This is a genomic window from Gemmata palustris (assembly GCF_017939745.1).
GTDB lineage: Bacteria > Planctomycetota > Planctomycetia > Gemmatales > Gemmataceae > Gemmata > Gemmata palustris.
Genome location: NZ_JAGKQQ010000001.1, coordinates 1,805,290 through 1,818,958, shown reverse-complemented (window position 1 = coordinate 1,818,958; position 13,669 = coordinate 1,805,290). Strand labels below are relative to the sequence as shown.

Annotated in this window: 10 protein-coding genes; 2 read left to right on the top strand and 8 right to left on the bottom strand. The window is 64.9% G+C overall.

Annotated features, from left to right (window positions below; genetic code table 11):
* Positions 1 to 211: 211 nt before the first annotated feature.
* The 8 genes from J8F10_RS07335 to rsfS all read right to left on the bottom strand — a co-directional run bounded on the left by J8F10_RS07335 (position 212) and on the right by rsfS (position 10,446).
* Positions 212 to 2,539 (bottom strand): methyl-accepting chemotaxis protein, encoded by a 2,328-nt coding sequence (locus J8F10_RS07335; RefSeq protein ID WP_210653189.1) that lies wholly within the window; start codon positions 2,537 to 2,539, stop codon positions 212 to 214.
* A gap of 168 nt (positions 2,540 to 2,707) precedes the next feature.
* A complete protein-coding gene (locus tag J8F10_RS07330; protein WP_210653188.1) occupies positions 2,708 to 3,157 on the bottom strand; it encodes a hypothetical protein in 450 nt (149 codons plus the stop codon).
* A gap of 477 nt (positions 3,158 to 3,634) precedes the next feature.
* Positions 3,635 to 4,345 (bottom strand): 3-keto-disaccharide hydrolase, encoded by a 711-nt coding sequence (locus J8F10_RS07325; protein ID WP_210653187.1) that lies wholly within the window; start codon positions 4,343 to 4,345, stop codon positions 3,635 to 3,637.
* Between the two features lie 459 nt (positions 4,346 to 4,804).
* The gene (locus tag J8F10_RS07320; protein WP_210653186.1) at positions 4,805 to 5,983 is read right to left on the bottom strand and encodes a GTPase; all 1,179 of its coding nucleotides are present in this window, start codon (positions 5,981 to 5,983) and stop codon (positions 4,805 to 4,807) included.
* A complete protein-coding gene (locus J8F10_RS07315) occupies positions 5,980 to 6,738 on the bottom strand; it encodes a type III pantothenate kinase (protein ID WP_210653185.1) in 759 nt (252 codons plus the stop codon). The genes J8F10_RS07320 and J8F10_RS07315 overlap by 4 nt, the downstream gene beginning before the upstream one ends.
* A complete protein-coding gene (obgE, locus tag J8F10_RS07310) occupies positions 6,735 to 7,853 on the bottom strand; it encodes a GTPase ObgE (protein WP_210653184.1) in 1,119 nt (372 codons plus the stop codon). Before obgE ends, J8F10_RS07315 begins: the two co-directional genes overlap by 4 nt.
* 118 nt (positions 7,854 to 7,971) lie before the next feature.
* On the bottom strand, positions 7,972 to 9,906 hold the full coding sequence (gene argS, locus J8F10_RS07305; protein WP_210653183.1) for an arginine--tRNA ligase: 1,935 nt from the start codon (positions 9,904 to 9,906) through the stop codon (positions 7,972 to 7,974).
* A 126-nt stretch (positions 9,907 to 10,032) separates the two neighbouring features.
* Positions 10,033 to 10,446 carry a ribosome silencing factor gene (gene rsfS / locus J8F10_RS07300; RefSeq protein WP_210653182.1) on the bottom strand — a complete coding sequence of 138 codons (414 nt, stop codon included), beginning with the start codon at positions 10,444 to 10,446 and terminating at the stop codon, positions 10,033 to 10,035.
* A gap of 536 nt (positions 10,447 to 10,982) precedes the next feature.
* Here rsfS and J8F10_RS07295 point away from each other — a divergent pair.
* Positions 10,983 to 11,996 (top strand): phosphoglycerate dehydrogenase, encoded by a 1,014-nt coding sequence (locus tag J8F10_RS07295; RefSeq protein ID WP_210653181.1) that lies wholly within the window; start codon positions 10,983 to 10,985, stop codon positions 11,994 to 11,996.
* A 26-nt stretch (positions 11,997 to 12,022) separates the two neighbouring features.
* Entirely contained in the window at positions 12,023 to 12,955 is a 933-nt protein-coding gene (locus tag J8F10_RS07290) for an ABC transporter ATP-binding protein (RefSeq protein ID WP_210653180.1), read from the top strand.
* The last annotated feature ends 714 nt before the right edge of the window (positions 12,956 to 13,669 follow it).

Below are 13,669 nucleotides of genomic sequence, written 5' to 3'. Positions count from 1 at the left end.
TTGCGGGCGCGCGAAATGGCGCGCCCGCAATCAGGATGCACAAGAGCGGAAGTCGGCACGTGAACCGACCGCGTGGGGCGCGCTGCGCCGCATTGCGTCCCGTAGATTGTCCCCGGTTGCGGTATCGTACCGCGCGGCGCGGATCGCGTTCGCCGGGCATTTTTAAAGTTTCTCGGGGCACCCCGCCTACGAGTGCTCGGCCGCGGGGCGGTTAAAACTCGGTGAACCCGCCGTCGCTGGCACCGAGACTATCGAGTTCGTGTGCGTGCCCGTTCTTCAGCGAGCGGACCGCCGCGGGGCGCGACTTGGTCGCCGGAATCGCCCTGGGGCGCTGGGGCCTCGGCGCGAGGCGCGGACCGCTCCGGCCCCCCTCGTCCTGGTTCAGTTTGAACCGACTCACGAGGTCACGGAGTTGGGCCGCCTGGTCCGTGAGGGTCTGGGCCGTCGCCGACATCTCCTCGGTTTGGGAGGCGTTGCGCTGGGTCACGGTGTCCATTTGGGACACGGCCTTGTTGACCTGATCGATACCCGTGGACTGTTCCTTACTCGCCGCGGCGATCTCGGTGATGATGTTGGTCACGCGCTTCACGCTGGTGACAATCTCGCCCAACGTGGACCCGGACTGGTTCACGAGTTCGGTTCCGGCGTCGACCTTCTTGACCGAGTCCTCGATCAAGGACTTGATCTCCTTGGCCGAAGTCGCACTTCGTTGAGCCAGGTTGCGCACCTCGGATGCCACGACCGCGAACCCGCGCCCCTGCTCCCCGGCCCGGGCCGCTTCCACCGCCGCGTTGAGGGCAAGCAGGTTCGTCTGGAACGCGATCTCGTCGATCGTCGTGATGATGTCCGCGATGCGCTTGGACGACTGGTTGATCTCGCTCATGGCTTCGACCGCGTTACCGACGACCTGCCCGCCCTTCTCGGCGACTTCCTTGGAGCCGCTCGCGAGCTGGCGCGCTTGCTGTGCGCTGTCGGAATTCTGCTTGACCGTGGCCGTGATCTCTTCGAGCGTACTGGCGGTCTCTTCGAGGCTGCTCGCTTGCTCCTGGGCGCCCGTGGAGATCTCGTCGCTCGCCGCCGACAACTGCCCCGACGCATCGGCCAACTGCTCGGACACCTCGCGCACGCCCTCGAGCGCGGTCCGAACCGAGACGATCGCCTTGTTCAGCGAACCGGCCATCTGGCCCACGGTGTCGGTGCCCAGGTCCGGGGCCTGTTGCGTGAAATCCCCCGCCGCCAGCGCGTTCACTGAGGTGGTGATCGCCGCGACCTTCTGTTGCAACTCGGCCGCGTCCTCCTTCACCTTCCACTCGAGTTGCTTGGCGGCCGTGATGTCGGTGGCGTACTTGACGACCTTGTAGGGCTTGCCGTTGAGGTCCAGGATCGGGTTGTACGAGGCCTGAACCCACACCTCCTTGCCCCCTTTGCCCACGCGCTTGAAATCGCTCGCGACGGACTCCCCGCGGTTCAGGCGCGCCCAGAAGTCCCGGTACTCGGGGCTGGACGCGAACGCGGGTTCGACGAACGTGCTGTGGTGCCGGCCCTGGACCTCTTGGAGGCTGTATCCGAGCGTGCGCAGGAAGTTCTCGTTGGCGCTCACGATGGTCCCGTCGAGCTTGAACTCGATCACCGCCTGGGACTTGCCGATGGCCGCGATCTGGCCCGCGAAGTCCGCGTTCTGCTCGCGCTGCTTGCCGACCACCTCCCAGTCCACTTTGTCCTGCTGGAGCGCCACCCGAAGGCCGCTGATCGTTCCGTTGAGCGCCCGGGCCATCTGCCCGAGTTCGTCCCGCGTGTTCAGGTCCACCCGCCGAGTCAGGTCCCCCCTTGAAACCCCGTCCAGAACCGTCATCGTCTGTTCCAGCGGCCGGGTCACGGTACGGGTCAAGAAAATGCCGATGCACACCGCGGCGGCGACCGCCACCGCGACGAGGGTCGTGAGCGTCGTCTTTGCGTTAGCGAATACCGTTACCGCCTCGGCTTTTTCCAGCTCCGCTTGTTCCGACTGGTACTCGACGACCTTGGTGAGGCTCTCGATCATTTTCATGCTGTTGGACACGGCGGCCGCGCACAACTTGTCGGCCCGATCGGTCTCGCCCGCGGCGAGTGCCACCATCGTCGCCTGGTGGTCCCTGCGGAACTGTTCCAGGAGGGGCTTGAAATCGGCCCACAACAGTTTCTCCTTGTCGCCCATCGGGAGGGCCTCGTAGCGCTTGAGGGCCTCCTGCGATTCCGCCCAGGCCGCGTCCTGACGGGCCGTGGTTTGCTGTTTTCGGGTCGCGTCGTTCTGATTCGCGGTCGCCAGCAACGAGCGCTCGGTGCGCTGGACCGTCATGAGAGCGGCGCGCAAATCGCCCAGGGCGTCCATTGAGGGCATGAGGGTTCCGGTCACGTTCTCCATGCCGCGGTTGATCTGGACCATTGAGCGGTAGCTCCCGTACCCGACGGCCGCCGTGAGCAGCGCGATGAGCAGGAAGGCCCCGATCATTCGGGTGCCGATTCGGAGGTTGTTAATGGCCGCGGTCAGTTGCTGAAACATGCGAGCTCCTGGAATTGGGCCGGGTTCGTGTTCCGGCCCTTCGGGTGAGCGTTCTGGGTCCGGGTTCGCAGAGCATTCCCGTGCTCGTCCCCTCTGGCGAGGGGGCGTAAATTCTTGAGCCGGTCGACGTTCCGGGGCGCCCCGCGCGGGTCCGGCGCCCGCCCGGCATCAGGCGCCCGGTTCAGCCGGCCCCGCGCCGTCCCCGAACCAGCTATGCTTCAATTTCGCGAGGGCCGCGGACAGGAGGGTCGCCGCCGCTTCAAACTCGGTGGTGTGCAGCGCTTCGCGTTCAGGGGCTCCGGCCACCGCCGCCACCTCAGCGAGGTCGCTGCCGAGCACGTGCGGGGCGATCAGCTCCTGCAGAACCGTCAACAGCACCGCGTCCGGCCAGTTCCGCACGCGGAGCCGCCCGTTGGTCAATTGGCGCAAAGCCGCTATAGCCAGGAACACGTCCGGCGCGCACCCCGTCACCCGGCCGCACTCGATCACCAGAGTGGCGCCCGGTTCCTCACCGAGCCGGCGTTCGATTTCGCTCTGCAGGACCGCCCACGTCGTAGCGGTCGCGTCCCCGATCAGTGTGAACGTGGTTCGGCATTGCTGATGCTTTTGAGCGACCAAGACCGTCCTCCGTAAAGCCGATGAGGGGCACAATTGATCGTGGTGGGTGCTTCGGATCGGTCGCGCGGTCCGCCGGTGCCGGGCACGTGTCCCGGTCGGGAGCACCGGGGCGCGCTGCGAGTGACGGCCCGGGCGCACGGCGAACCGGGCGCATTCGTTGCGACCGATTTCGCGCGCAGTTCTGTTGTTACTTCAATGGTCGAAGTGCGACACGTTTTCTGAATGGCGGTTTTCCGCCATAGGGCTACAGACTTGTAGCCAGGTGGGGCTGCTTTGCGTTCGGCACCGCAGGGATCATTTCACCGATCTCGGTCGCGCCGCGGGGCAGGTGATTGAGGAGATCTGCAGAATCTCCCACCCAATCAGCCGCACGGTAATTGCACGGTAAACCTTGTGATTTGGCCGGTTCCGTGTCTCACATGCGATGTGTACGGTTGCCCCAAATCGTTGATGGGACAACCGTTTAGCGGATCGTTCCTATTTTGTCAGTTCCTTGATGTAGATGTTCTTGAACCACAGCGGGTGGTCGTGGAACTGGAGCTCGATCGGGCCTGCCGTTGGGAGCGGCTTGCCCTTCTCCCAGAAGTTTTGGAGCCGCACCTTATCGACGATCAGTTCCCCGTTCAGCTTCACCGTCACCTCTTCGCCGATCACCGTGATGTGGAACGTGTTCCACTCGCCGACCGGCTTGTCGGCCTTCTTCAGCGGCTTCTGCCCCTTGGAACCGGCCGGACTGTTGTTCCACAACCCGCCGGACCCCAAGCCCGCGTCCGCCTTCAGACTCGGGTCGAGGTTCTCTGAGTCCCAGATTTGAACCTGCGGTTGCCCACGGAGGTAGATCCCGCTGTCGCCCCGCTTTTCGATCTTCCAGTCCACCATGAGCTCGAAGTTGCCGTAGTCCACCGCGGTCTGGAGGCTGACGCCGCCCTTGCCGGTACACGTGATGACGCCGTCCTTTACCGTCCAGTGTTCGAGCGCGGACTTCGTGCGCTGCTTCAGGAGCTCGTCCTGCTTCTCCTTCGTCAGCGTGCGGCGCTGGTTCATGTCGATGTTGCCCTGCCACCCGTCGAGGTTCTTACCGTTGAAGAGGGCGGTGAATCCCTCGGGCGGCTTGTTGTCTTCGCTGCGGGCGGTGGGGGCCGCGACCGCGATGAGCGCGAGTGCGGTGAGGTGTACGATGCGGGACATCGAGCGTGTCTCCGTGAACGTGGTACGGGAAGGTAGGCGGCATCAAGCTACCCGCGTGGGTGCGAACGGCAAGGGTTCGCGCCCCGCCCCATCGGTTCGTGTCCCGCACCCGCTACGTTCGGGCTAACATTCGCTAACATTTTCCGCCCCGGAGAGTCGCGTGGGCGGACTTCTCAGCGTGTGCCAACGCTCCTCTTGCACAGTAAATCACTGCACATTCTCGTTCTCTCGCGGGGCGCGGCTGACATTCGCTAACATTTTGGCCCCTCACCCGATTTCGACCCCGCGGAGCGTGCTTCGCGCGATCCCGGTGACCGCAAATGCACGACTTCTGCCTGCTGGATTATATCGCGCGCCGCTAGTGATCTAAGTGTCATTTGTTGCAATTTATGGTACGTGATGCACCGCTCACAACGTGGCGTTGCCATCCCAGCAGACACCAATCCGCACGACTTGGCGTCATTCGCTCGCAGCGAGCGTATCGCGCAGGAGGTTCGCAGCGTCGGCCCACTTCGCATGTCGGGCGCTTGTGGCAGCTTCGATTACCAATTCGATGAGGTGCGGTGTGTACGGCACGGCTGCGCCGCCGGGAGGGGAGGGGAAGTTTGCGATCAGGGCCGTTATCAGTTCCGGCAACCCCGCGCCGGTTTTCGCCGATACGGGGATCGCCTTCACGGTCCCGTCGAAGTGGGGCAGGGCGGTCACGTCCCACGCGGCCGGTTGATCGCACTTGTTCGCGACCACAATCCGTTCGCCGTTTGTGGGCAAATCGAGATCGGGTACGCGGGCGCTCGCGTCGGTAATATCGGTCACCCACACGAGCCGGTTCGCGGTTCGGAGCGCTTCGTGCGCGCGCGCAATTCCTTCGGCTTCGAGTCCCGTCGCGTCGCGTAAGCCGGCGGTGTCGATCAGTTCGACCGGCCATCCCTCAAGCGCCACCCGGACACTCACGACGTCCCGCGTGGTGCCGGCCACCTCGGACACGACCGAACGCTGGTACCCCGCGAGTGCGTTGATGAGCGAGCTCTTCCCGACGTTCGGCGGACCCGCAATGACCACCTTCCACGGCTCGGTGAGGTGCCGACCGACGGTGTTGCCGAGTTCCGCGAGTTGACGGAGCGAGGCTTGTGCCTCCACCGGAGCGGTTTCGATAAGAGCAATAATGCGCCGAACCTCGCGCTCGAACGCGCCGGTGAGTTGATCGAGCAGGATGGACGCGGTACGGAGTGTCGGGGCGCGCTGCAGTAGGTCGAACCCCTCGTTCTGTGGAGGCGCGGCGCGTTCGAGGCACCCGCGTGTCAGGAATTGTTCCATCACCCAGCGCACGACCCGGCGCCCACCGTGGCAGTGAATTTCGATGGTCGTAGTCGTTGCCCCGCTCCCTTGCGATCGCGGCTCGTTAGCCGACGTGATCGACGAGCCGCGACCGCAAGGGGGGGCCGTGACCGCGAGGACGACTTCATCGTTTCCGAGGGTGCCGAACCAGAAGCGGTTCACCGCGGGCGCTTCCGGTAACGGCTTGCCCGCGGGTTTGAAGAGTTGTCGGGCGAGTTCCCACGCACGCGCCCCGCGCACTTCGATTGTGGCGATCGCCCCGGCGCTGGGCGGCGTCAACAGTGACACCGTGGTGTCACTCATGGCAGTGTCTCCGCCGCGATGCGGATACCTTCGAGCGTCAGCGTCGGAAGTGCCTGCGTGCCCTTAAATCGCGCGCCGAAGTCGAACTGCTCGAGGTCGCCCGCGGCCCCCCCGGTGACGAACACCCAGGGCGTCGCGTCGTCTTCGGCGTAGTGATTGACGAGCAGAATCGTGGCGCCGACGATCGCCGCGCGAATACCGGCCAGGATCGCGTCCGTGGTGTTCTTACCCGGTGCAACGACGGTGGGGAGCGTGTCGGCATCGACGAGCGGGAGTTTCGCCGTGTGTGCGTGTAACGAGTAGGCCATCAGGCGCGGCCCGGGGAAGATGACGCCGCCGTGGAACACGCCCCGTTCGTCGATCAAGTCGATGGTCACCGCGGTGCCGACCGAAATCACAATGGCGGGGTGGGGATGAGCGAAGCAGTGGGCTGCGAAAGCGTTCGTCAGCCGATCAATTCCGACTCGCTCCGGGTGGTCGACGTCGTAGCTGAGCGGCACGTCGCGGTAGTCGCGGAGGAACACGACCTCACTGTCCGCGCCCGTCACCCATGCCTGGAACTGGTCGCTGACGGCCGGGTTCACGCTCGCCGCGGCCCAACTCAGCGAGATTGGTAAATCCCAAAGGGCGAGTTGTTCAGTCCAACTTTCGGGTTCGTCGAGCGGAAGGGACACCATCTCCGTGACGCGCCCGCCCGTACACCGGCCCCACTTCATTCGCGTGTTGCCAATGTCCACCACCACGTCCGGCGTCACGGCTTGGCCTCGTCGCTCGGCGGGGTGATGCTCGCAACCGAAGTGGTTTGGAAGTCACTGGTGCGGATCGCGCCTTCGGTCGAGAACTCGATCGGCTTCTTGCGCGCGGCGGCTTCGGCCTCTTCGCGCTTGATGGTGTCGAGCATCTGCGCTACGCGGCCGACCACGAGCTGAAGCCCCTCGCCGGTTACGGCCGAGATGAGCAGTACCTCGCGCCCGAGGTCCGCGGCGAGCTGGTCGCGCACTTCGTTTGCGCCGGTCAGTTCGGCCTTGCTCACGCACACCACTTCCGGTTTGCCGTCGAGTGGGATTGCGTACTCGCGCAGTTCCTTCCGGATCGAGTGGTAGTTCTTGACCGGGTCGGCGCCGTCCGATGGGAACGGTTCGACGAGGTGAATGAGCACGCGCGTGCGCTCGACGTGCCGCAGGAACTCGTGGCCCAACCCCACGCCCTGCGCCGCGCCCTCAATGAGCCCGGGCAGGTCGGCGAGAACGAACCCGTTGTCGCCGATGGTGACGATGCCGAGGTTCGGGGACTTCGTCGTGAACGGGTACGAGGCGATTTCCGGCGTGGCGCGCGACACGCGCGAGAGCAACGTGGACTTGCCCGCGTTCGGGAACCCGACCAGGCCCGCGTCCGCGATCACCTTCAGTTCGAGCGAGATCCAGCGCTCCTCGCCCTCTTCGCCCGGCTCGTACTCGCGCGGCGCGCGGTTGGTCGAACTCTTGAAGTGGACGTTCCCGCGCCCGCCGCGCCCGCCCTTGGCGACGATCACTTCGTCGCCGGGTTGCACGAGGTCTTTGAGCACGTGCCCGCGCTCGCGGTCGCGGACAATGGTCCCCGGCGGCACGAGCAGCACAATGCCCTCGGCGTTCTTGCCGGCGCACTTCGCCCCCCCTCCGGCCTCGCCGCTCCTGGCCTTCCAGTGCTTTTTCATCGTGAGGCCGGCGAGGTTGTCCGCGTTCGGGTCGGCGCGGACGATGACCGACCCGCCGTTGCCCCCGTCCCCGCCGTCCGGCCCGCCGAGCGGGATGAATTTTTCCCGGCGGAACGACGAGGCCCCGCGGCCCCCGTCCCCGCCCTTCACGAACAGTTCAACGCGATCGACGAACATGGGTTTCTCGTAGGGTGGGTCGAGCCGGCTTTGCGGCGAAGGCCCACCTTTTCCGCCGTTGGTTGGTGGTGGGCCTTCGGCCCGCGAAGCGCGAACCTCGACCCACCCTACATGATATTCACATGCGCTCGACAACACGAATGCCGAGTAAATCGAGCGCCTGTTTGATGACCCGGCTGACCAGATCGACCAGCAACAGGCGGCTGTCTTTCAGTTCCGGGGTCTCGGCCTTCAGCACCGGGCAGTTCTCGAAGAACACGCTGTAACTCTTTGCCAAATCCCACAAATAGCTGGTAATGAGGTGCGGCGAGTAGTCCGCCGCCGCTGCTTCGACCGCTTCCGGAAAGCGCAGCAACTGGAGCACTAGCGCGCGTTCGGCCGCGTGTGAAGTAATCAGCGCCGGCGGGTTCGTGCGGAAACGCGATTCATTAACCTCGCCCTTGCGGAAGATCGCACGGCAGCGCGCGTATGCGTACTGCATGTACGTAGCCGTGTTACCGTTCGTCGCGAGCATTTTCGCGAAGTCGAACGTATAATCGGTGGTGCGGTTTTGACTCAGGTCCGCGTATTTCACCGCACCGATTCCGATCGCCGATGCGATATTGGTTTTCTCTTCTTCAGCGAACTCGTCCCAGTTTGGGACGTCGTGCCCCTGCGCGCTGCGCTTCCAGTGGATCAACTCGAACAGGCTGCCGCCGAGTTCAACCGCCCGTTCGAGCAGTTGCATCAGTTCCGTGGCACCGCCCTCGCGCGTCTTGAGGGGCTTCCCGTCCTTGCCGAGTACCGAACCGAACTTCACGTGTTCGAGTGCCATTGAGGTGTACCCCCAGCGGCGCGCGCCCTCGAACACGTTGGCGAAGTGCTGTCCCTGGCGGAAGTCCACGACGTACAGCGCCACATCCGGCTTGAACGTCTCGGCGCGGTACTTGACCGTCGCGAGATCGGTGGTGGTGTAGGTGAACGCGCCGTCGCGCTTGCGGATCAGAGACACGTTCTCCGGCCCGAAGCGGATGATGAGCGATCCCCCCTCGCCCTCTTCCGACACCCCCGCGGCCTGGATCGATTCGACCACGTCGGTGAGCATGGGCTGGTAGAAGCTCTCGCCGTGCTCGTGGTCGAACGGCAGGATTTCGAGCTTCCTGTAAACCTTGTGGATCTCCTCCATGCACGGCGGCATGAACTCGTGCCACAGTTTCAGGTTCTCCGCGTCGCCGGTGTGGAGTTTTGCAGTTTCCTCGCGACAAGCGTTCGCGACTGGGTTGGGAGCGGGCGGCCCTTTCGCCCCACCCTCGTCGTCATAGTCGTCGGGATCACTCGCGCGCTTCAGCCCGTTGATGTACACGCGCGTCAGTTCCGCGACCGCGTTCGTCTGGAACGCGGCCTCGTCGCGGTGGTGCGTGAACCCGCGCGACAAAATATCGACGGTCGTCGTGAGGTTGCGGATGAGAACGTACAGGCGCGCGAGTTCGCGCACGGGGTTCTTTTTGTACGCCTCTTTGTTGAGGAACGTGCGGTATCCGTAGAGCAGGATGCCGAACTGTGTCCCCCAGTCACCGAGGTGGTTGTCGGCGATGACCGTGTGACCGAGGAACCGGAGGACGCGAGTAAGTGCGTCGCCGATGATCGTGCTGCGGAGGTGCCCGACGTGGAGCGGTTTCGCCACGTTCGGCGAACTGTAGTCGATTACGAACCTCTTCGATTTCACCGCAAGTGAAACACCGAGCTTCGCGTCAGTGGCGATTCCCGCAATCGCTTTGGCGAGGAAATCCGGTTTCAGGCGCAGATTGATGAACCCCGGACCCGCGACCGTGGGAGCTTCTAACACGTCGTTGGCGGGAAGGGCGGCGATGATCTCTTTCGCGACTTGTTGCGCTTCTTTTGGGCGATTCAAAGTCTTCGCCAGCGCCATCGCGCAGTTCGCCTGGTAGTCGCCGTGGTCCGCGTTCGAGGCCGGTTTGATGGCGGCGAGCAGGTCCGGTACCTTTGCTCGGTCCGGCGCGAGTGCGGTCAGCGCCGGCTCGAACAGCGAACGGATTTGCGTCAGCAGGTTCATCTCAGCGGCCCGGGGGTCTCGGCTAAAGCGACTGTCGGCCGAAACCGACACCCCTTAGAGGCGCAGTTCGGCCGACAGGTTCGTTATAGGAAGGCTCACGGGAACATCCCGTGAGCGGTAGCGGGTTTAGTCTTCGTTCTCCCAGTCCACCTTGATCGCGTCCGCCCACAGCTCTTCGAGCTTGTAGTAGTCGCGGGTGTCGGGGTCGAACACGTGAATCATGATGTCGCCGTAGTCCTGCACGATCCACTTACTCGCCTCGTACCCTTCGATGCCGATGCGGGTGTCCCCTTCGGCGCGGAGGGCGGCGTCCGTTTCCTCGGCCAGAGTGTGAATCTGGCGGCGGCTGGCGCCGGTGGCGATGATGAAGTAATCGAACAAAGGGGTGCAGGGACGGAGGTCCAGCACCAAGATGTCGCGCCCCTTGTTGTCGGCGATGGTTCTCGCCGCGAGGCAGGCCCGGTGAAGGGCGCTGCTAATGGGGCGGGCGGAGTGTGGGGCGGGCACCGTGCTCACCGTGTTCAACGTAGCGGTGTTCAAGTGGCCTCCTTCAGGGCATGGGTGTTGCCTCCGGAGGGGCGGGGTGCCGCGTCCCAACAGGTGTGAAATGCACCGTTGTCGTGGGCCTTCCTCCGGGGTCGATTCGTCGACCGAGCCATGCCGGCTGATGCGCGGTGCGGGACGTCCGCACCTTCTAAATGTATCATCAGCCGGGTTGTGTCATGCGTCAAGCAACATGGCCTCGATTCACAAAATGCGGCGCATTAAACGCGCCCCAGCCCCTACTTTTGTTCCCTAATCCTAACGTCCCGCCGCCCCGACCTTAACAAAGCCTTCAAATCCGTGGGTCCGGGGCTTGGCGGACGGACACCGTGTCCTAGTCGCGGGTTCGTTTCCGGGCGCGTCATTCACAACACGGACGCGAATCTGTATCCTTCTCGTAACACCGGGTACCGGGTATCGGGAGACACGGGGTTCGGAACCACATTACTGCGGCTCCATTCACCGACTCGACCGTACCGGCTCTTCTGCTTTCGCTACCCGGCTCACCAATTTTGAACCCGAAGCAATCTCCCATGAGTCGCCGCGTCCTCGTCGCTCCCGCCCCGCTCCGCGAGATCGAGTTCACCTACGGCCCCATTCTTCGGGGAGCGGGATATACTATTGAATACCCGCCGCGCGACAACGTTCTTACCGAACAACAGATGAGTGTGGCGGAACTGCTCGCCCAGTTGCCGGGGTGCGTCGCCTCGCTCGCGGGCAGCGAACCCTACACGCGGGAAGTGATTGCCGCGGCCGCGGGCGCGGGCCTGAAGGTCATCGCCCGTGCGGGGGTCGGGTACGACGCGGTGGACCTACAAGCTGCGACCGATCACGGCGTCGCGGTGTGTTACGCGCCCGGCACGAACCAGGACGCGGTCGCCGAACACGCCTTCATGCTCATGCTCGCGCTTTCTCGCAAACTGCGGGAACAGGACACCGAAATCCGGGCCGGTTTGTGGCCGCGCCGGGCGGTCGGTAACCTCCGCGGGCAGACGCTCGGGATCGTCGGGCTCGGGCGCATCGGGAAGGCCGTGGCGAAGCGCGCGGTTCCCTTCGACCTGAACGTGATCGCGACCGAAATCGAGCCGGATCACGCTTTCGCCGCGGCTCACAACGTCAAACTCGTGCCCCTCGAAGAGCTGCTGAAGCAGTCGGACATCGTCACGCTGCACGTCCCGAAAACGCCGCTCACGAAGAACCTCATCAACCGCGAGACGCTCGCGCTCATGAAGCCGACCGCGTTCGTGTTGAACACCTCGCGCGGGGGCGTGGTTCACGAAAAGGACTTGTACGAAGCGCTCGTTGCCAACAAAATCGCGGGAGCCGGGTTGGACGTGTACGAGGTCGAGCCGCCGAAAACGAACCCGCTGTTCGGACTCGATAACATTATTCTGACCGCGCACACGGCCGGTGTGGACCAACAGTCGCGCCAGGACATGGCCCGGCTCCCGGCGAACGCCATCGTCAAATTACTCGCGGGCGAATGGCCGGCCGACTGGATCGTGAACCCGCAGGTCAAAGAAAAGTTCTTCGCGCGGGCCGTTTAGCACCAATTCGCAGACGAGCGTGGCTGATGCCCGAAGACGTGATCGAAATCGACCGCCTCGTAGTGCGTTACCGCGGGAAATCGGCCCTTGATGGGTTGAACCTGCGGGTGCCACGCGGGTCCGTGTACGCCTTCCTGGGCGACAACGGTGCGGGCAAGACCACCACGATGAAGATCCTCACGGGGCAGGCGCCGCCCGACACCGGGCGCGCCAGCATCCTGGGGCTGGACTGCTGGGCAAAGGCCACGGAGCTACGGTTCCGCGTCGGGTACATGCCGGAGCGCCCGCGATTTTATGAGTGGATGAGCGTCGGCGACATCGGCTGGTTCACGGCCGCGTTCCACCGCGCGGGGTTCCTGGAGCGCTACCGCGAGTGGGCCGGCAAGCTCGGGCTCGACTCCGCCAAGCGCCTTAAAGACCTCTCGAAGGGCGGGTACGCCCGGGTGGGGTTGGCCCTCGCGCTCGCCCCGGACCCGGAAGTGTTGCTCCTCGACGAACCGACCTCCGGGCTGGACCTGCTCACGCGCCGCGACTTCCTCGCGAGCCTCGCGGACCTTGCCGCGAGCGGGCGCACGATATTCATCACGAGCCACTCGATCGCCGAACTCGAACGGGCCTGCACGCACGTCGGGCTGCTCCGGGACGGGCAGATGATCCTGTCGGCCCCGCTGGAAGAGGTGCGGAAGAAGATCCGGCGCCTCAGCCTGCGGTTCACCGACGGCCCGCCCGACCCGTCCGGCCTCGGAACGGTCCTGGAGCGCTACGGCACCGGGCACTACTGGCAGGTGCTCGTGAAAGACCCCAACCCCGAAGCGGTCGCGGCCCTCCGCCGGCGCACCGACGTCTCCGATTTCGAGGACGTGTCGGTGTCGCTCGAAGAGGTGTACGCCGCACTGATGGCGCGGGCCGCGGGGCCGGGCGAGACCGGCGCGGTGCCGATGGTGCAGAAGGTCGAGTAGTCTCGTTTCAGGATCATCGTGACGAGCCGCGACCGCAAGGGAGCGGGGCGCCTCTCGCCCCTTGCGGTCGCGGCTCGTCATCAGGAACCGAGAACAGGACCGGTTCTCATCTTGAAGTCGGATGTGCTCTTTGTCTTTGCTCGGGCGGCCCGCGCAACATCCCTCTGTTCGCTCCGAATACCGAACCCGAACGCGCCCCAGTCAAGCGAGTGCCCATGATCCGCGCCATCGTGTGGAAGGAGTTCCGCGAGCAGTGGGTGATCGCCCTCATGCTGATCGTGTTGGGCGGCGGGCTGCTCGTCGGCGCCGCGCAACTCGGCGACCCGCCCTCGACGGGGCGTCCGCGCTCGACGTGGTCCGGTCGCTCGGGCTCGGCCGCCTGGCCACGCTCATGCTCGTGGTCACGTCGGGGATGGTGTGCGGGGGCGCTGTTCGCGGCCGAGCGCGAGGCCGGGACGATGACGTTCCTGGAGGTGCAACCGGCCGCCCGGTGGGCGCTGTGGCGGGCGAAACTCGTGGCCGGGATCACCCTCGCGCTGCTCCAGACCGCGGTGATTTTGGCGCTCGCGGCCCTGCTGGAGCTGGCCGACCCGTGGTTCGCCGCGCGGCTCGTGATGTACGGCTTACTGGCGTTCGCGTGGGGGCGCTCGGGTCCACGCTGGCGCGGACCACCCTCGGTTCGGTCGGGGTCGCGATCCCGGCCGCGACGATCGC

Coding starts and splice junctions, on each gene's coding strand:
- J8F10_RS07295 (WP_210653181.1), top strand. CDS start 10,983: ATGAGTCGCCGCGTCCTCGTCGCTCCCGCCCCGCTCCGCGAGATCGAG.
- J8F10_RS07335 (WP_210653189.1), bottom strand. CDS start 2,539: ATGTTTCAGCAACTGACCGCGGCCATTAACAACCTCCGAATCGGCACC.
- J8F10_RS07290 (WP_210653180.1), top strand. CDS start 12,023: ATGCCCGAAGACGTGATCGAAATCGACCGCCTCGTAGTGCGTTACCGC.
- J8F10_RS07320 (WP_210653186.1), bottom strand. CDS start 5,983: ATGAGTGACACCACGGTGTCACTGTTGACGCCGCCCAGCGCCGGGGCG.
- J8F10_RS07325 (WP_210653187.1), bottom strand. CDS start 4,345: ATGTCCCGCATCGTACACCTCACCGCACTCGCGCTCATCGCGGTCGCG.
- argS (WP_210653183.1), bottom strand. CDS start 9,906: ATGAACCTGCTGACGCAAATCCGTTCGCTGTTCGAGCCGGCGCTGACC.
- obgE (WP_210653184.1), bottom strand. CDS start 7,853: ATGTTCGTCGATCGCGTTGAACTGTTCGTGAAGGGCGGGGACGGGGGC.